The organism is Thermocrinis albus DSM 14484 (assembly GCF_000025605.1).
Taxonomy (GTDB): Bacteria; Aquificota; Aquificia; order Aquificales; family Aquificaceae; genus Thermocrinis; species Thermocrinis albus.
On the sequence record NC_013894.1, the window covers coordinates 922,453 to 940,268 of the forward strand.

The following is a 17,816-nucleotide window of genomic DNA, read 5'->3' on the forward strand; positions in this document are numbered from 1 at the left end:
TCTTTTGAGGTGGAAAGATGGTGATGATGGAACACGATTCGTGCGGTGTAGGTTTTGTTTGTCACACAAGAGGTGAAAGGAGCCACCAGATAGTAGAGTGGGGTGTGACGGCCGTCAAGAACCTCACCCACAGAGGTGCCGTCGGTGGTGACGGTAAGACGGGTGATGGCGCAGGTGTTATGATAGAGATCCCCAGGCGTTTCTTTCAGGATGTTATACAAGAGGAGGGTATGGAGATATCTCATATAGACAACCTGGCCGTCGGCGCTGTGTTTCTGTACGAAGACGTAAGATCTCAGATAGAGGAGCATATAAGAAGATCTCCTTTCCGTCTCGTGGGATGGAGGGAAGTACCCATTGATAAGTCCGCAGTAGGCGAGTCTGCCCTTAAGGTTATGCCCAAAATATTTCACCTTCTTTTGGATACAGAGAGGGTGGAAGAGCCCCTAAGGGAGCTGGAGCTCTATCTTCTGAGACGTTCCATAGAGACAGATAAGAAACTGAAGGATAAAGTGTACTTTTCCTCTCTCTCCTCCAGAAAACTGGTTTACAAAGGTATGCTGGTGGCTACCCAGCTGGATATCTTTTATCCGGAGTTAAAGGACCCCCGCATAGAATCTTCCTTCTGTCTGTTCCATCAAAGATACTCCACCAACACATTTCCCAACTGGAAACTGGCACAACCCTTCAGATACTTGGCCCACAACGGAGAAATCAACACCATACTGGGTAACAGAAACTGGATGCTGGCTATACAACACGAACTGGAACACGAGCTTTTTCAGGACAGGATAAAGCTGGTAAAACCTCTGGTGTCTCACGATGAGAGTGATTCGGCTTCTTTGGATAGAGTCTTTGAGCTCCTTGTACTGGTAGGGTTCTCGCCGGAACATGCCATCAACATGCTGATACCTCCCGCCTGGGAGAGTGTGCCGTGGCTGTCGGAGGATGTGAAGGCTTTCTTTGAGTATCAGGTACTCCTTATGAAACCGTGGGATGGTCCTGCTTCAATAGCCTTTACTGATGGTAGAGTTATAGGAGCTCACTTAGACAGAAACGGACTTCGCCCGGCCAGATATGTCCTTACAGAGGACGGCATACTGGTCTTAGGCTCCGAAGTGGGTATGGTGGATCTTCAGGGGAAAAAGATAAAGGAGAAGGGAAGACTCGGACCGGGAGATACTCTATCGGTGGATATGTCAAAGGGTACCATCAAGAAAACGGAGGAGATACTCAAAGAACTCTCTTCTAGAAAGCCCTACAGAGAGTGGATAGAGAAGTATCTGGTTAGGTTATCGCAACTTGTGAAAGAAGAGCGTATAGATATAAAGGAGGACCCCGAGTTATTGAGAAAGCAGGTGGCCTTCGGCTACACTCAGGAGGAGATCAAAAACATACTTTCCTACATGGCAGAAGAAGGTAAAGAGCTCACCTTCTCTATGGGAGATGACACACCTATACCTCCTCTCTCCGAAAAACCTCCTTTGCTTTTCAGGTACTTCAAACAGAGGTTCGCCCAAGTTACGAACCCTCCTATAGATCCCATAAGAGAAAGGAGTGTTATGTCCCTGCGCATGAACTTGGGACACAAGAGGAACTTCCTCAAGGAAACACCAGAGCATGCCAGAAGGCTGCAGATAGACAGTCCCATACTGCTACCTTACCAGATGAAAGCTCTTGAAGAACAGCCCTACTTTAAGGTGGTACGTATTCCCATGACCTACCCCAAGGAGAGGAGCTACTGTATAGTGGAACTGCAAGATATGGCAGGCGAAAGGCGTATAACGGATATTCTGTACGACGCTATGTACGAAGGGATACAGATATGTGATCTGAGACTGGGTGTAGAACTGGTGTGCAGGCGTGTGGAGGAGGCTGTAAGGGAAGGAGCTGAGATCATCATACTGTCTGACTGGAACATAAGTCAGTATAGACTCGCTGTACCAAGCCTTCTGGCGGTCTCGGCAGTGTTCAAGTGGCTGTCGGAAAGGGGTCTTTCCAACAAGGTATCCATAGTGGTAGAAACGGGGGAGGCCCGTGATACACACCATATGGCTTGTCTTATAGGCTACGGTGCTTCGGCCATATACCCTTACCTGGCCTATCAGACCATAAAGGATCTGTGTGAGAGGGGAGAGATAAAAGTTCCCTTTGAAAAAGCTATCCTCAACTATAAGAAGGCCTTGGAGGAAGGTCTTCTCAAGATAATGGCCAAGATGGGTATCTCCACCCTCAACTCCTATCAGGGAGCCAAGATCTTTGACACGGTATGTTTAAACAGGGATTTTGTAGAGGAATACTTCCCAGGAACTCCCGTCACCTTAGAGGCGGATGGTATCTTTGAAGTGCAGGACAGTTTGCTGGCAAGACACAACGCTGCTTACAATACCGATAAGCCGCAACTGGATTACGGTGGTCACATGAAGTTTAGAAAGGGTGGAGAGTGGCATGCTTGGTCCCCCTTTGTGGTCCGTGCCCTCCATAAGTTCTTGGAAACTAAGGATTACCAAGATTACAAAGAGTTCTCTCGTATAGCCAACGAAGAGAGACCCACCTTCATAAGGCATCTCCTCACTTACAAGAAAGGAGAGAAACCCGTCCCCATAGAGGAAGTGGAGCCTGTAGAGAACATCTTGCGTAGGTTTGTGACGGGTGGTATGTCTTTGGGTGCCCTTTCTCCGGAAGCTCACGAAGTTCTGGCAGAAGCGTGCAACAGATTGGGTATGAAAAGCAACTCCGGAGAGGGAGGAGAAGATCCAGAAAGGTACTGGACTATAAAGAACTCTGCCATAAAGCAGGTGGCCAGCGGACGTTTCGGTGTTACGCCCACATACCTAGCATCCGCTCAGGACATAGAGATAAAAATAGCACAAGGTGCTAAACCGGGAGAAGGTGGCCAGCTGCCCGGTCACAAAGTGAGCGAGTATATAGCAAAACTGAGACACGCTCAGCCGGGTATATCCCTCATATCACCCCCGCCTCACCATGACATCTACTCCATAGAGGATCTTGCTCAGCTCATCAACGACCTTAAGGAGGCAAATCCCAACGCCAAGGTGTGTGTCAAGCTGGTGGCAGAGACAGGTGTGGGAACTGTAGCGGCCGGTGTGGCCAAAGCGTATGCTGACATAATACAGATAAGTGGTGCCGAAGGTGGTACAGGTGCGAGCCCTTACTCTTCCATCAAAAACGCAGGTAACTATTGGGAGATAGGTCTTGCCGAGACACAGAGGGTCCTTATGGAGAACAACCTACGTGACAAGGTGAGGTTAAGGGTAGACGGTGGTATGCGCACCGGGAAAGACGTGATAATAGCCGCCCTACTGGGTGCGGAGGAGTTTGGTTTTGGAACAGCGGCTATGATAGCAGAAGGTTGTGTCATGGCACGCCTCTGTCATACCAACCAGTGTCCCACCGGTGTAGCTACACAAGATCCTCGCTACAGAGAGAAGTTTAAGGGTAAGGTGGAAAACGTTATGGCATACTTTAAAGCCGTTGCCCAGGAGGTACGTGAGATCCTCGCTGAGATGGGTTTCAGGAGCCTCGATGAGATAATAGGCAGAAGAGATCTTTTGGAGGTGGTGACCTACGATCATATACCTGGCTCCAAAAGGGTCAAGCTGGAAGAGTTCCTGAAAGAAGGTTATCCTGAAGGCAAACCCCTAAAGTGTATGGTGCAGAGAAACGATAACCCCCATAGAAGTAAGCTGGCTCAGATATTGGAAGAGGAGATACTCCCCTTCATAGAGAGAGCTCAGAAAGTAAGCAGAGAGTATAGGATAAGCAACATAGACAGAAGCATACCCACACGCCTAGCGTATCACATAGCGGTACGCTACAGGGATCAGGGGCTGCCGGAAGACACTGTTTGCCTTACCTTCGTGGGTACAGCAGGGCAAAGTTTCGGTGCCTTTAACCACAGGGGTATGTCCCTCACCCTCATAGGAGATGCCAACGATTACGTAGGGAAAGGTATGTACGGGGGCAGGATAGTGATAAAACCTTCCGATGTGAGAGAAACAAACCTTCACGTCATCATGGGTAACACATGCCTGTACGGAGCTACAGGCGGTGAGCTATACGCAGCAGGTAGGGCAGGAGAGAGGTTTGCTGTACGTAACAGTGGTGCTATAGCGGTTATAGAAGGTGCTGGCATGCACTGCTGTGAGTACATGACGGGTGGAGTGGTGGTAGTTCTCGGTCCTGTGGGCTTTAACGTAGGCGCTGGTATGACTGGCGGTTATGCCTACATTTTGGACGATGAGTTAGAGAAAAAGATAAACCCCCATTACGTGACAGTGCGCAGACTGAAAGAGGATGAGGTAGCAGAACTTAGAGGTCTCATAGAGAAACATCACAGGTACACGGAGAGTCCATGGGCAGCTCTCATTCTTAACAACTGGCCAGAGTTCTCTCAACGCTTCTATAAGGTTATACCCTTAGAGCAGTGTAAGAGGGACTCCTTCGGAGAAACAGACGAGTGCCAACTGATAGAACAGGGTAAAGGTTCAACTGGCCTTTGAACCCTCCCTCACTTCCCTGTCAGGTACCAAAAGGGAGAGGCTTTCCCCATCCGAGACTGCCAGCACCATCCCCTGTGACTCTATCCCCATGATCCTTCTGGGTTTCAGATTGGCCAGTATGAGTACCTTCTTTCCTATCAGATCCTCAGGAGCATAGTATTTGGCTATACCAGCCACCAGCGTTCTTTCTTCCTCTCCTAAGGAGACCCTCAGCCTTAGGAGTTTTTCGGAGCCTTTTACTCTCTCTGCCTCCAGTATCTTCGCCAACCTAAGATCTAACTTCAGAAAGTCCTCAATACCTATGAGCTCCATCTTTACCTCACCTGAATCTCTTTGATATCCTTAAGATAAAAACTAGCCCTGCCTATAGGAGAGGAGGCCCTACAGAAGGTGTCTGCAGATACTCTTACCTCCTCCTCCCTACCGTCCTTGAAGGTAAGCCTCATAACCAGATCCTTCCCCTCCTTTCTTAAAACCACCCCACGACTCAACTGAGAGAAACTCACCACATACTCCACCAGCCCCTCCCTTACAGGTAAGAAGGGTCTTCCGTCACACACAGGACCGTTAAGAAGGTGCTCCTTTCCCGCAGCATCTATCACCAGAAGGGAGATTTTAGTATCGGTGCGCAAAGGTTCTGCCATAGAAAGAAGGAATGGAAGCACAAAGAGAAGATACCTTCGCATGAGCTATATTATACCCTCCTCCTCATCCTTCATAAGTTTGTAAACAATGCTGTCTGTGAGGGCGATCCAGGACGCCTCTATGATGTTTTCCGACACACCCACTGTACCCCACCTTCTTTTACCATCTGTGGACTCTATGAGAACCCTCACTTTGGCAGATGTACCCTCCGATTCGTTGACTATCCTCACCTTGTAGTCCACCAGCTGGACTTCCTTTAGACTGGGGTAAAACTCTTCAAGAGCCTTACGGAGAGCTCTATCTAAAGCACTCACAGGACCGTTTCCGAGGGAAGCTGTGTGTTCCATAAGCTCACCCACCTTCAGACGAACGGTGGCTTCCGATACAGGCGTGTTATCGGTACTCCTTTTGGCAATGAGAACTCTGTAAGCGTCCAGATCAAAGTAATTCCTCACTAAGCCAAAGTGACGCTTACACAAGAGCTCAAAGGATGCCTCCGCTGCCTCAAAATGATAACCCTCTTTTTCCATATCCTTTATCTTCTCTACCAGTTTTATCAGCTCGGGAGATCTCTCATCAACCTCTATGCCCATCTCCCTCAACTTGTAAACTACGTTACTTCTCCCCGAAAGATCAGAAACGGTAACCTTTCTACGGTTCCCCACAACACTGGGATCTACGTGTTCGTAAGTCCTACTACTTTTAAGAACAGCCGATGCATGAACACCTGCTTTGTGAGCAAAAGCACTTTCTCCCACGTAAGGCATATTACGGGGTAGAGGTACGTTAGCTATCTCTGCCACAAAGTGAGCCAGATCGGTGAGCTTACGCAAGCTTTCCTCTGGAACCACCTGCATACCCATCTTAAGTTGAAGGTTCGGAATTATAGAGCACAGATTGGCATTACCCGTCCTCTCACCTATGCCGTTTATGGTCCCGTGAACTTGTCTTGCACCAGCCAGCACAGCCATAAGGGAGTTGGCTACAGCGGTATCCGAGTCGTTGTGGGCATGAATACCTATCTTGGCTTGAGGAAATTTTTCCTTCACCTTTTTGGTGATCTCGTACACCTCGTGAGGAAGACTTCCGCCGTTGGTATCACAGAGAACCACCCAGTCGGCACCTCCCCTTATAGCCGCTTCCAGAACGGCTAAGGCATACTCAGGATTGTGTTTAAAACCGTCAAAGAAATGCTCAGCATCAAAGATAACTTCATCCACGTACCTCTTGAGGTACTCCACTGTCTCATAAACCATACTGAGGTTCTCCTCAAGAGTAGTCTTAAGGGCTTCTGTCACATGAAAGTCCCAGCTTTTACCAAAAATGGTCACCACAGGTGACTCCGCCTTCACCAGATTCTCTACCTGAGGATCTTCCTTCACCTTTCTGTTAGGCCTTCTGGTGGCACCGAAGGCCACAACCTTAGAGTGATGTAACTTCATCTTCTTTATTCTCTCAAAAAGGACCGTGTCTTTGGGATTGGCACCCGGCCAACCACACTCCACGTAATCCATATGGAACTCGTCCAGTTTCTGCAAGATACGTATCTTATCCTCTAAAGAGAAGCTCACACCTTCTGCCTGAGAACCATCTCTCAAAGTAGTGTCATAAAGGAAAACCTTCTCCATGACTTTATTAATTTATAATTTTTCTTGCTGGCATGGGCGCCCAAATGCCGCCTGCCGGGTACGTGGGCGCTTTGCGAAAAGGCGGGGTACAAGTAGCCCGGCGCCGGCTGAGACATTGGCCGGCAAAAGAGATAAAGATGCAGTTCTTTTTAGACACAGGTAACGTAGAGGAGATAAAGCAAGCCCTGGACTGGGGTATTCTTGATGGAGTTACCACAAACCCAACTCTCATAGCCAAGACAGGAAGACCTTTTATGGAGGTAGCTCGCGAAATAGTAAAACTGGTAGACGGACCTGTAAGTTTAGAAACGGTGTCTCTTGACGCCGAAGGCATGGTGAGAGAAGGAAGAATGTTGGCAGAGTTGGGAGATAACGTGGTGGTGAAGATACCTATGACTCCGGAAGGCATGAAGGCGGTACGCATTTTAGAATCGGAAGGGATACCCACCAACGTAACTCTTGTATTTTCCCCTACACAGGCTCTCATAGCGGCCAAAGCCGGCGCTACCTTTGTCTCTCCTTTTGTAGGAAGGTTAGACGACATATCGTCGGATGGTTTAAAACTCATAAGGGAGATAAAGCAGATTTTTGAAAACTATGACATAGACACTCAGATCATAGTGGCAAGCGTACGTCATCCTATGCATGTGGTGGAGGCTGCCCTCATAGGAGCTGACATATGTACCATGCCCTTCGATGTTATGAAAAAACTATTCATGCACCCTCTAACGGAAAGAGGTATAGAACTGTTCCTGAAAGACTGGGAGAAGGTTCCTGACAGACCCTTCTAATTTTTACCCAACAACCGCAGAAGATCGTTGAAGATCACAAAGATAGAGAGGGCTATTATGAGAGCCATACCTAGCCTGGCCCATACCTCTTTAAAGCTGTCAGGTAATGGTCTCCTGAGTATGGCTTCCACCAGAAAGAGTAAGATGAGACCTCCATCCAGAACGGGGAGGGGGATGAGGTTGAAAACAGCCAGCTGCACAGATATAAAAGCCATAAGACCTAAGAAGGTCTGAACTCCCTGTTGGGCAGATTCGCCTGCCATCTGAGCTATGGCTATGGGACCGCCTAAGGTACGGATAGACAACTCTCCAGTCGCCAGCTTGCCTAAAGCGGTTAGGGTGAGTACGGTAAGCTGGTTAACCTTTTCTGTAGCGTGTTTCAACGCTTCAGAGGGAGAGTACCTGATCTTTATAGTACCGATAGAAGGAGATAGGCCTATCACGTAGTTACCGGTACGCGGGTCCTTCTTAGGTACTACTGTAACGTCGAGGATCTGATCCTTCCTCTTTAAACGGATGGTGAGAGGTTTCCCTCCGGAGTTTCTTATAGCAGATACCGCATCGTACCAAGAAGTTATAGGTCTTCCCTCTACCTGAATCAGTCTGTCTCCCGGCCGTATACCAACCTGCCAAGCAGGACTGCCCTCCAACACTTTACCCACCACAGGCTCCAGTAGAGGTTCAGCTCCGAAAGGTTCCGGTTTGTTCCTTTGGGTATGTAAGTAAATTACCTGCCCTTCTCTGAGAATCTTTACCGTAAGCTCTCTTTTAAGTACGGTCTTGGAAAGAACTTCTTCCACATCCCTCCAACTCTTTACCGGATTGCCGTTTATCTCCAAAAGGAGATCTCCCTCCTTTATTCCCATACTTTGGGCTAAACTCTTATCCAAAACATACCCCACCCTGGGCTCCTGAAGATAGTAAGAGGGCACTTCTCTCCCCCACACGTAGATAAAGGTCAGAAGGAAGATGGCTAACACAAAGTTAAAGAAAGGTCCTGCAAAGGCCACCAGTATCTTCTGCCATGCTGGTCTTGAAGAGAAGGAAGATGGGTCGTCAGTTTTGCCCTCTTCTCCATAAAGTTTTACGTACCCTCCAAGGGGTAACAGGGATACTCTGTACTCGGTATCTCCATAACGCCTACTCAGTAAAGGTGGACCAAAACCTATGGAAAACACTTCCACCTTTATCCCCAACAGCTTTGCCATAAGGAAATGTCCCAATTCGTGAAACCATACTAAAACGCCGATCAAAACCAAAAAGGCTATAACATACTCCATCAGCTCTCTCCTATCACCTTTACCACCACTTTTCTCTCCCTCGGTCCATCAAACTCTGCTAAGAATATAGCCTCCCATGTTCCTAAGAGAAGTGCCCCGTTCTCTACGGGAACAACCCTTGAGTTACCTATAATGGCGCTACGTATGTGGGCGGCCGAGTTGCCTTCTGCATGGGCATAGGCTTTATCTTCCCACGGTATCAGTTTTTCCAGAGCGTAGGATATATCTTTTATCACGTCTGGATCAGCACCTTCGTTTATAAAGACAGCAGCTGTAGTGTGAGGAACATATATGACGCATAGTCCCGATCTTACTCCGGACCTTCTTACCTCCTCTCTCACCAGGTGGGTTATGTTAACAAAACTGGTCCTTTTGGTGGTTTTTACCTTAATCACACCCATGCTAGCCCAAGATTATCTTAAAGGTACATCTCTCGTGCCCTTGTGCTGCACAACTGACTTCTTTCACAGAGATCTTCCTCTCCAGAAGCTCACTGAGGAAACCCTCAAAAAAACCCGCCATAGGTTCACAGACTGGCTTATCACTCTTCCCTATGGCCTCCACCAGTATAGATCCCTCCACCCTTATCTCCATAGTCTCTGTATCGTAATCAAAGACCTCTAAAAGACGCGATGACTCTGCTATCACCGTAAGCACATCAAGGGCCTCATCCAGTGTATCCACCGTCACTCCGTACCTCTCCTTCAGTATCTTCCCCCCTTTGCTGCCACCGTAGCGGGCAGCTTTTTTGATGAGTTTATCTATACCGAACTTGCTGTACTTATGAATATCCCTGTAGCCGTCTATAAGGGCCTCCCTGTGAATAAGAACAGACTCTCTTTCTATAGCCTCTGCCAAGGCTCTGAACCTGTCCCTCAGATGTTCCATCCCATACTCCTCAGAATGGTCTTTCCTTCCTCAGATATTTTATCTTTATCCCAAGGTGGTTCAAAGACAAAGTTCACTACCACATCCTTAAGCTGAGGTATTTGAGAAAGGACAAACTCCCTTATGTAATGAGCAAAGTAACTCTTCGCGGGACAACCTTGCACTGTTAAGGTCATATCCACATAAGCTATGCCATCCTTTACCTGAACGCCGTACACAAGACCCAGGTTCACTATATCCAGGGGTATTTCAGGGTCCTTCACTTTTTTCAAACTTTCCAAGATCAGCTCCTCAAGAGTCATGTTTTTCTAATATAAGCTCCCACTCCCACAAAGTCTTTACAATAAAGGAAAGATCATCAAAGGATGGTTTCCAACCTGTCAAAGTAACTAGCTTGGCGGGATCAGCCACCAGCTCAGGAGGGTCTCCTTCTCTTCTCTCCGTGTAGCGTACCTCGAAATCTCTTCCCGTAACTTCCTTCACCACCCTTATTACCTCCAGTACTGAGTAACCTTTACCGTACCCTACGTTAAACACATCACTTTGACCACCTTCCAAAAGGTACTCCAGTACTCTAAGGTGAGCGTTGCAAAGATCGGTAACGTGTATGTAGTCCCTTACACATGTACCATCAGGTGTGGGATAGTCGGTACCGTAAACCTCCAGATAGGGTATATCACCTTTTGCCACTTTTACCGCCCTCGCTATAAGATGTGTAGGATTCTGCTTTACAGGACCTAGTTTCAGCTCAGGATCAGCGCCTGCCACGTTGAAGTACCTGAGTATCCCAAACTTCAAGCCCTCTGCTCTGGCAAAGTCCTCCACCATCCTCTCACCCATCAGCTTACTCCACCCGTAGGGGTTTATAGGAACCGTGGGATCTGACTCCTTGACAGGTAGGGAGGAAGGAGTGCCATATACTGCCGCACTGGAGGAGAAAATCATGTACTTGACACCTGCTCTCTTCATAGCTCTCAGAAGGTTCCAAGTGGCCTGAAGGTTATTCTCGTAATACTCTAGAGGTTTTCTTACACTTTCGTGAACCAGTATCTTGGCAGCGAAGTGCATAACAATATCAGGTCTAAAGTCCAGCATTAATTCTTCCAGCGGTGCATAAAGGAGAAGATCCAAAACCACCAACCTGCCGTAAAGGACAGCCTCACGTTTCCCTGTACTAAGGTTGTCTACCACAAGGACTTGGTAACCCTTTTCTCCCAACAGTTTCACCATGTGGGAGCCTATGTATCCCGCACCTCCAGTCACCAACACTTTCATACCGTTATCTCCCTCAGCCAGTCCCAGTTTTCCAGAAACCACTCCACCGTTCTTCTTATTCCTTCTTCTAAACTAACCTGAGGCTCCCATCCCAGTAGGTCCTTGGCCTTACCTATGTCCGCCCACGTGGCCTGCATATCGGCCTTGTGGAAATCTCCGTACTGCAACTGTACTTTCTTTCCAGTGTACTTTTCCACAAGGTCTATGACCTCTAAAAGGCTGTGAGGTCTGTTACCTCCCAAGTTTATTATCTGGTAACCCAAAGGTGTGAGAGCTCTTACTGTACCTTCTGCTATGTCATCTATGTAGGTAAAGTCCCTCTTCTGACTTCCGTCTCCAAAAACCTGGATAGGTTTTCCTTCAAGAGCCCATTTGATGAACCTGAAAACACTCATGTCAGGTCTTCCTGCAGGACCGTAGACGGTAAAGTAACGTAGAACGGTCACGTCTATACCGTAGAGGTAGTGGTAGGTGTAGGCTATCACCTCGGCAGCCTTCTTGGAGGCCGCATAAGGTGATATGGGAGTGTTAACAGGAAGATCTTCACGAAAGGGCATACTCTGCCCTGCGTATAGGGAGGATGTGGAAGCGAGGACGAATTTCTGGACACCGTATCGCTTACAAAGATCCAGAAGATGGAGGGTCCCTAAGGCGTTGGTTCTCATATAGACGAAGGGGTCTTCCATAGAGGAACGTACACCCGCTCTAGCTGCTTCGTTGATGACAGCATCAAACTTATGTACCTGAAACACAACACTGAGAGCCTCCATGTTCTCCACATCCACCTGATAGAAGACAAAGGATGGAAATCTCTTAAGGTTCTCCAAGCGATGCCATTTAAGGCGCACGTCGTAGTAATGGTTAAGGTTGTCTATCCCCACTACATGGAAACCTTTTTCCAGAAGTTTTTGTGAAACCTTCCATCCGATAAAGCCTGCACAACCGGTTACGAGAATAGTGGGCATTGGCATATTATACAGAACTTTTTGAAAATTGCGGGGGCGGGATTTGAACCCGCGACCTCTGGCTTATGAGGCCAGCGAGCTACCGGGCTGCTCCACCCCGCGTCAGAACCTTAAATATTATAACTCATATAATCACAAGGTCAAGGGATATCTCCGAAAGAGGTTCCGCAGAAGAACTTTTCACCACCACTATGTTTTCTAACCTAACACCCCACTTACCGGGTAAATACACACCCGGCTCTATAGTGAACACCATACCCTCCTCTATGTAATCCTTCACATTCTTGTAAACCCTCGGATATTCGTGTATCTCAACCCCTACACCGTGACCGGTAGAGTGGTTGAAGAACTTACCTAAACCTTTTCGGGTTATGTGATCTCTAGCTGCTCTGTCTACATCTGCCAATCTGTTACCCACCTTGGCCTTTTCTAAAGCATACATGTGCGCGTCTCTCACCACCGTGTACACCTTTATAAACTCCTCATCTGGTTTACCTATATGGATGGTTCTTGTAAAATCGGTGCAGTATCCTTTGTAAAGGATTCCCATGTCTATGAGGAGGGGGCCCTTATCTCCTATGGTACGGTGAGATGTCTCCCAGTGGGGTATGGAGGACCCTTCACCAAAGGCCACTATGGCTGGAAAACTCTCACCTGTGGCACCTACCTCAAATGCCCTTTGCACTATGAAGGCTCTGATATCCATCTCTTTCATACCCGGCTTCACGATAGATAGAACATCCCTGTATATACCATCTGCTTTAAGCACACCTTCCTTCATTATGGATATCTCCTCGCTGGTTTTAACAGCCCTTACCCTGTCCAAAAAGCCCACAAAACCCACCCACCTAACATCCTTCGTCCTCAACTTCTTTCTGAACTGGCAGGTGACCCTGTCTATCTCAAAACCAACGCGCCTCAAACCCAACTCCCTCACCATCTGTTTGAGAAATCCAAAAAAGCTTCCCCGGATCTCCAGCACCTTCCAGTCTTTAAGAAGATCTTTGGCACGATGATAGTATCTTCCATCCGTCATAAAATAAGCGTCCCCTTGAGTGAGGAGTACGTAAGCGTTGCTGGACCTAAAACGGGAGAGATAAAACACGTTTGCCTGCGAGCTGAAAAGAAAGCCGTCCAGATCCTTCTCCACCACTAGGTTCTTTACCTTACCCAGAATGTCTTTCATGGGACAACATTCTCCTGTACTTACATACTGTGCGTCTCGCTAGGTTTATACCCTTGGCCCTAAGAGCTTCGCAGAGTTTTCTGTCACTAACATCGCCCAGCTGCTGTATGACCTCCTTTACCGCTCTTAAAACCTCCTCGGTACTGTACCCGTCCTTACTTTCCCTCTTGAAGAAGAACTTAATGGGAAAAATCCCCACAGGTGTTTTGACGTACTTGTTGGATAGGACTCTACTTACCGATGAAAGACTCACGTTGACCACTTGTGCCAGCTCCCTCATGGTGAGACTCTTGAGGGGCCCCTTTCCTAAAAGGAAATCCTTCTGCCTCTCCAGTATAAGCTCACCGGCCTTCCTTAGGATGTTCCTTCTCAAAGATAAAAGAACGTTCCAGCGTTTTACCTTTTCCAGAACCTCCTTGGGGAGATCTTCCTCTCCTCCTATCTCTATAAAGTCATCTCTGACCACCACGTACCACTCCTCGCCGTCCCACTCTAAGAGGAGATCCACACTACCTGAAGAGTACTCGGTAGTTTCATCTTCCGCAGGATAAAGCTTCAGTCTACCGGCAAGCTCCTTCACAGCTTTAGAGGCCCTTCCCGTTCTGAAAAACTCCAAAACTTCTTTAAGCAGATCCCCATTATCTGGAAACATCTCCTCTATCTGAACCTTTATAAACTCCTCCATACTCTTACTGGCTATACCTGTAGGCTCCAGTTCCTTCATGATGAACTCTCTTATGTCCTCCACATAGTCGGGATGCACACCCCATCTTTCCGCTATAGAGTTAACATCTCCTCTAAAGAAACCTCTGTCGTCAAGACAGTAGATGATATCCATAGCTACATCCAGTTCTGTACCGTCAAGTTCCATCTTGATCTGCTGCAGAATGCTTTCCCACCAACTCCTCTTGCTGGCCACTTGAGGAGCCGGTAGATCCTGGCGAAACCACCTGACACGTCTGCTCATAGTCTGAAAAACATAAGGAGCATCCTTCAGGTCCTCTTCCAAAATGGCCTGAAGTTCCTCGGAGGGTACCGTGAGAAGTTGAAGGTGCCCCTTGAGAAGTATGGTAAGATTGAGCTTTGCCTCTACCGAGGCCTTTACCTGATTCCTCAGCATGTACTTTAAATTATACTTTCTCCTCCTCCATAGCTATGATGAGAACACTGACTACTCTGTTACCTTCCATTTTGTCTACTCTGAACTTGTAGCCATCGTACACAAACTCATCTCCTTCGTCTGGCATCTTACCTAACTGAGCCATGACGAACCCTCCTACCGTGTCATACTCGTAATCTTCCGGAAGCTCAAAACCCAATAACTTGGAAACCCTCTCCACATCTACCCAACCGTAAACCTTGTAAGCCTCTCTGGATATTTTGACTATATCCTCCTCCCAACTTTCTGGCAGTTCCTCAAAGATAAACTCAAGAAGATCATGGAGGGTTACTATACCCACCAAGTCACCGTGCTCCCCTACTACCACAGCCATCTGACTTCCTGCAGCTTTCATCTCAGCCAGAAGACGGTCCAAAGTGAGCATATGGGGCACCACCAAGAGATCCCTTTTGTAGTCCTTAAGAGGTTTGTCCATCTTGTCTTCCACAGGTATGAGATCCTTTACCCAAACCACTCCTGTCACATTGTCGGGATTATCACGGTACAGGGGTATCCTGCTATGCTTGTGTTTAAGGATCTTGTCCCACACTTCTCCCACCTTACTCTCCTCCTCCAAAAGAAAGAGTTCGGTTCTTGGTGTCATGACTTCCTTAACGGTGACCTCAGAAAAGCTGAGAGCCCTCTCCGCAAGACTTTTCTCCATCTCCTCTATGGCACCTTGCCACACACCTACTTCCAGAAGTTCCACAAACACGTCCCTGTGGGAAGGGTTTTTCAGCTCCGTATCCAACGCCCTGAGAAACCTCTCTACAGGTTTCATGAGAAGGAACCTCACAGGAGAAAGGAGTTGATGCACCACATAGAAAGGCACAGCGTACAACAGAGAAAGACGTGTGGCATAGTGGAGAACTACGTTCTTGGGAATAACCTCCCCCAAGAAGAATATAAGAACGCTCATGAGGACTACCGATAGGCCTGCTCCCTCTTGCCCCATCAAGGACACAAAGATCTTGGTTCCGTAAGAGGAGATGAGCACGTTAGCTATCTCGTTGCCCAAAAGGATGGAGAGGAGAACCTGCTTAGGGTCCCTGAGAAGTTTAACGAGGATAGGGTATATCTTCTTGTTCTGGTACCTGCGTAAAAGGTATCTGTTAAGACCAAAAAGTACCACCTCCGAAGAGGAGAAGAATCCTGAAAGAAAAAGGAAGAAGATGATGACAGATATGTCAGTAAAGATTGCAGGCAACGAACCTTCCATCTACGATAACCTCCCTCAAACTTCTCTCACACTCTTCTTTACGGTACCTGCACATACTGTAAAAAGGACACGCCGCATCAAAGAACGGAACCGTTTCCGTCCATTCTCCTTTACTTCTGAGGGAAGGGTGGCGTGCAGGTACGTGGTCAAGAAGATAACGAGTGTAGGGATGTAGAGGCTCCAAAAGAAGTTTCTCCTTGTCCCCATACTCCAACAGTTTACCCCTGTAAAGGACGTAGAGAATGTCTGCAGTGTACTTGACGGCAGTTATGTCATGGGTTATGAGAAGCACACCTGTTCCCATACTCCTTAACTCCACAAAGAGGTCCAGAATGTCCCTCTTTCTACTGGCATCCAAGGAAGCTGTTGGTTCGTCTGCCACTATGAAGGCAGGCTTTAGCGCCATGGCTCTAGCTATGGCTACCCTCTGCCTTTGCCCTCCTGAAAGCTGATGAGGTTTCCTATCTAAGAAGCTGTTGTCCAATCCCACCTTCTGTAAGGCCTCCACCACTACCTTCTCTCTATCCTTCACCTTGTGAACCACCAAAGGCTCCTCCAGTATCTCCCTCACTCTCATACGAGGATTGAGGGAGGTGGTAGGATCCTGGAAAACCACCGAGACCATACGCGTGTACTCCTTTCCCATGGCAAAGATGTCCATACCTCCCAGCAACACCCTTCCGGAAGTAGGTCTCTCCAGCCGCAGTATTATCTTTCCCAAAGTGGACTTCCCGGAACCTGACTCTCCCACCAGAGCGGTGATCCTACCTTTTGGAAGAACCATAGAGATGTCCCTCAAAGCCCAGAAGGAACTTCCGAACCTCTTAGAGACTTTTTCCAGCCTAAGATCCAGCTCCTTCATATGGTCCTAGAAAACCTGCTCTCCCTCCTACTTCTTACGTACTCATCAAAGACCATAGCTATATTCCTTATCAAGAGTCTACCTCTCGGAAGGACCTGAATACTTCTGTCGGATATCCTCAGAAGATCATCCTTCTCCATGTCAGAAAGCTGTTCTAACTCCCACGCAAAATGTTCCTCAAACCGGATACCGAACATCTCCTCTATCTTATCAAAGGAACAGTAAAAGTTACACATAAGATCCATTATTACCTCTCGGCGCAGGAGATCCTCCTCGGAGAGGAGAAATCCTCTCATGGTGGCCAACCGGCCTTCATCTAAGGCAGCGTAATACTCCCTTATAGTTTTGTAGTTCTGGAAATAAGAATCCTGAAGCATACCTATGGAGGTGGCTCCTATACCTATTAGATCTACACCTTTACGTGTTGTGTAGCCCTGGAAGTTTCTCCAAAGGGTTCCATTCCTCTGAGCTTCCGCTAGTTCATCGTTGGGTTTGGCAAAGTGATCCATACCTATGTAAACGTAACCAGCTGACTGGAACATCTCTATGGTTAGCTCCAACATACTGAGCTTTTCCTCGGGAGGTGGAAGTGTAGAAGGATCTATCTTACGCTGTAGAGGCTTTAACCAAGGAACATAGGCGAAGTTGAAGACGGCAACTCTATCAGGGTCCAACTCTATAGTTTTTTCTATAGTTCTCTTAAACTTCTCCACGTTCTGGAAGGGAAGACCGTAGATGAGATCTATGTTTATACTGGAAAAGCCTAAATCCCTCAGGTTCTTCATCACCTCTCGCATAAGAGATTCAGGCTGCAGTCTGTTTATAGCTCTCTGCACGTCTTCGTTTATGTCCTGAAGGCCCATACTTATACGGTTGAAACCCAACCTTTTGAGGGTTTCCAGCTGACCCTCCTGAAGATATCGGGGATCTATCTCTACACTTATCTCAGCATCCTGAGAAAACCGGAAATGTTCCTTTATCCTATCAAAAAGCTCCTCTATCTCTTGCGGACTCAAAAAGTTGGGTGTGCCTCCACCCCAGTGAAGTTGAACAACTGGCCTTGATGTGTCCAGAAGTTCTGCTAACATTCTGAGTTCTTTCGTTACGTAGCTGAGATACCTACCCGTTACGTCCTTACGGTGGGATATTATGACGTTACACCCACAGAACCAACAGGCACTTTCACAGAAAGGGATGTGAAAATAAAGAGAGAGAGGTCTTTTGGTTTCATTGCTTTCCACAAGCTTTCTCCTGTAGTCTTCGTGGGTGACCCCCTCGTGAAACTCGGTAGCGGGAGGGTAACTGGTGTAGCGGGGCCCTGGTCTATCGTACTTTTCTATAAGCTTTCTATCAAACACTGTGCGCATGGTAATTAATTTAAGTAAAATTCTATGA

General features: G+C 47.6%; 16 protein-coding genes and 1 tRNA gene. 2 read left to right on the forward strand and 15 right to left on the reverse strand.

What is annotated here, in order from left to right; translation table 11 throughout:
* Positions 1 to 17: 17 nt before the first annotated feature.
* A complete protein-coding gene (gene gltB / locus THAL_RS05025; protein ID WP_012992025.1) occupies positions 18 to 4,523 on the forward strand; it encodes a glutamate synthase large subunit in 4,506 nt (1,501 codons plus the stop codon).
* Here the strand turns inward: gltB and metG are convergent.
* From metG to cimA, 3 genes are read right to left on the reverse strand one after another with little or no spacing between them, the layout of a single operon-like run.
* The gene (gene metG / locus THAL_RS05030; RefSeq protein ID WP_012992026.1) at positions 4,509 to 4,835 is read right to left on the reverse strand and encodes a methionine--tRNA ligase subunit beta; all 327 of its coding nucleotides are present in this window, start codon (positions 4,833 to 4,835) and stop codon (positions 4,509 to 4,511) included. The two genes, gltB and metG, sit on opposite strands and share 15 nt — an antisense overlap.
* Before the next feature lie 2 nt (positions 4,836 to 4,837).
* Entirely contained in the window at positions 4,838 to 5,209 is a 372-nt protein-coding gene (locus THAL_RS05035) for a hypothetical protein (protein ID WP_012992027.1), read from the reverse strand.
* Positions 5,210 to 5,212: 3 nt separating this feature from the next.
* The gene (cimA, locus tag THAL_RS05040; protein ID WP_012992028.1) at positions 5,213 to 6,796 is read right to left on the reverse strand and encodes a citramalate synthase; all 1,584 of its coding nucleotides are present in this window, start codon (positions 6,794 to 6,796) and stop codon (positions 5,213 to 5,215) included.
* Between the two features lie 137 nt (positions 6,797 to 6,933).
* On the opposite strand from cimA, the gene fsa reads away from it, so the two are divergent.
* On the forward strand, positions 6,934 to 7,587 hold the full coding sequence (gene fsa, locus THAL_RS05045; protein WP_012992029.1) for a fructose-6-phosphate aldolase: 654 nt from the start codon (positions 6,934 to 6,936) through the stop codon (positions 7,585 to 7,587).
* Here the strand turns inward: fsa and rseP are convergent.
* The 12 genes from rseP to hemN form a co-directional block, all read right to left on the reverse strand.
* Positions 7,584 to 8,867, reverse strand: a complete 1,284-nt coding sequence (gene rseP / locus THAL_RS05050) for an RIP metalloprotease RseP (RefSeq protein ID WP_012992030.1) — start codon at positions 8,865 to 8,867, stop codon at positions 7,584 to 7,586. The genes fsa and rseP overlap by 4 nt on opposite strands.
* Entirely contained in the window at positions 8,867 to 9,268 is a 402-nt protein-coding gene (locus tag THAL_RS05055) for a secondary thiamine-phosphate synthase enzyme YjbQ (RefSeq protein ID WP_012992031.1), read from the reverse strand. The genes rseP and THAL_RS05055 overlap by 1 nt, the downstream gene beginning before the upstream one ends.
* 1 nt (position 9,269) lies before the next feature.
* Entirely contained in the window at positions 9,270 to 9,755 is a 486-nt protein-coding gene (locus THAL_RS05060) for a V4R domain-containing protein (protein ID WP_012992032.1), read from the reverse strand.
* Complete coding sequence (locus tag THAL_RS05065; RefSeq protein ID WP_012992033.1) at positions 9,743 to 10,057, reverse strand: metal-sulfur cluster assembly factor; 315 nt, start codon at positions 10,055 to 10,057, stop codon at positions 9,743 to 9,745. The genes THAL_RS05060 and THAL_RS05065 overlap by 13 nt, the downstream gene beginning before the upstream one ends.
* Complete coding sequence (galE, locus tag THAL_RS05070) at positions 10,047 to 11,030, reverse strand: UDP-glucose 4-epimerase GalE (protein WP_012992034.1); 984 nt, start codon at positions 11,028 to 11,030, stop codon at positions 10,047 to 10,049. The genes THAL_RS05065 and galE overlap by 11 nt, the downstream gene beginning before the upstream one ends.
* Entirely contained in the window at positions 11,027 to 11,995 is a 969-nt protein-coding gene (locus THAL_RS05075; RefSeq protein ID WP_012992035.1) for a GDP-mannose 4,6-dehydratase, read from the reverse strand. The genes galE and THAL_RS05075 overlap by 4 nt, the downstream gene beginning before the upstream one ends.
* A 28-nt stretch (positions 11,996 to 12,023) precedes the next feature.
* Positions 12,024 to 12,097: transfer RNA gene (locus THAL_RS05080), tRNA-Met, on the reverse strand.
* 22 nt (positions 12,098 to 12,119) lie between these two features.
* A complete protein-coding gene (locus THAL_RS05085; protein ID WP_012992036.1) occupies positions 12,120 to 13,181 on the reverse strand; it encodes a M24 family metallopeptidase in 1,062 nt (353 codons plus the stop codon).
* On the reverse strand, positions 13,162 to 14,301 hold the full coding sequence (locus THAL_RS05090; RefSeq protein WP_012992037.1) for an RNA polymerase factor sigma-54: 1,140 nt from the start codon (positions 14,299 to 14,301) through the stop codon (positions 13,162 to 13,164). Before THAL_RS05090 ends, THAL_RS05085 begins: the two co-directional genes overlap by 20 nt.
* Before the next feature lie 10 nt (positions 14,302 to 14,311).
* Entirely contained in the window at positions 14,312 to 15,559 is a 1,248-nt protein-coding gene (locus THAL_RS05095; protein ID WP_012992038.1) for a hemolysin family protein, read from the reverse strand.
* A complete protein-coding gene (locus THAL_RS05100; RefSeq protein WP_012992039.1) occupies positions 15,528 to 16,421 on the reverse strand; it encodes an ABC transporter ATP-binding protein in 894 nt (297 codons plus the stop codon). The genes THAL_RS05095 and THAL_RS05100 overlap by 32 nt, the downstream gene beginning before the upstream one ends.
* On the reverse strand, positions 16,418 to 17,788 hold the full coding sequence (gene hemN / locus THAL_RS05105) for an oxygen-independent coproporphyrinogen III oxidase (RefSeq protein WP_012992040.1): 1,371 nt from the start codon (positions 17,786 to 17,788) through the stop codon (positions 16,418 to 16,420). The genes THAL_RS05100 and hemN overlap by 4 nt, the downstream gene beginning before the upstream one ends.
* Positions 17,789 to 17,816: the final 28 nt, after the last annotated feature.

Excerpts from the sequence above, each read along its gene's own strand:
- gltB (WP_012992025.1), top strand. The coding sequence starts at position 18 with ATGGTGATGATGGAACACGATTCGTGCGGTGTAGGTTTTGTTTGTCAC.
- metG (WP_012992026.1), bottom strand. The coding sequence starts at position 4,835 with ATGGAGCTCATAGGTATTGAGGACTTTCTGAAGTTAGATCTTAGGTTG.
- THAL_RS05035 (WP_012992027.1), bottom strand. The coding sequence starts at position 5,209 with ATGCGAAGGTATCTTCTCTTTGTGCTTCCATTCCTTCTTTCTATGGCA.
- cimA (WP_012992028.1), bottom strand. The coding sequence starts at position 6,796 with ATGGAGAAGGTTTTCCTTTATGACACTACTTTGAGAGATGGTTCTCAG.
- fsa (WP_012992029.1), top strand. The coding sequence starts at position 6,934 with ATGCAGTTCTTTTTAGACACAGGTAACGTAGAGGAGATAAAGCAAGCC.
- rseP (WP_012992030.1), bottom strand. The coding sequence starts at position 8,867 with ATGGAGTATGTTATAGCCTTTTTGGTTTTGATCGGCGTTTTAGTATGG.
- THAL_RS05055 (WP_012992031.1), bottom strand. The coding sequence starts at position 9,268 with ATGGGTGTGATTAAGGTAAAAACCACCAAAAGGACCAGTTTTGTTAAC.
- THAL_RS05060 (WP_012992032.1), bottom strand. The coding sequence starts at position 9,755 with ATGGAACATCTGAGGGACAGGTTCAGAGCCTTGGCAGAGGCTATAGAA.
- THAL_RS05065 (WP_012992033.1), bottom strand. The coding sequence starts at position 10,057 with ATGACTCTTGAGGAGCTGATCTTGGAAAGTTTGAAAAAAGTGAAGGAC.
- galE (WP_012992034.1), bottom strand. The coding sequence starts at position 11,030 with ATGAAAGTGTTGGTGACTGGAGGTGCGGGATACATAGGCTCCCACATG.
- THAL_RS05075 (WP_012992035.1), bottom strand. The coding sequence starts at position 11,995 with ATGCCCACTATTCTCGTAACCGGTTGTGCAGGCTTTATCGGATGGAAG.
- THAL_RS05085 (WP_012992036.1), bottom strand. The coding sequence starts at position 13,181 with ATGAAAGACATTCTGGGTAAGGTAAAGAACCTAGTGGTGGAGAAGGAT.
- THAL_RS05090 (WP_012992037.1), bottom strand. The coding sequence starts at position 14,301 with ATGCTGAGGAATCAGGTAAAGGCCTCGGTAGAGGCAAAGCTCAATCTT.
- THAL_RS05095 (WP_012992038.1), bottom strand. The coding sequence starts at position 15,559 with ATGGAAGGTTCGTTGCCTGCAATCTTTACTGACATATCTGTCATCATC.
- THAL_RS05100 (WP_012992039.1), bottom strand. The coding sequence starts at position 16,421 with ATGAAGGAGCTGGATCTTAGGCTGGAAAAAGTCTCTAAGAGGTTCGGA.
- hemN (WP_012992040.1), bottom strand. The coding sequence starts at position 17,788 with ATGCGCACAGTGTTTGATAGAAAGCTTATAGAAAAGTACGATAGACCA.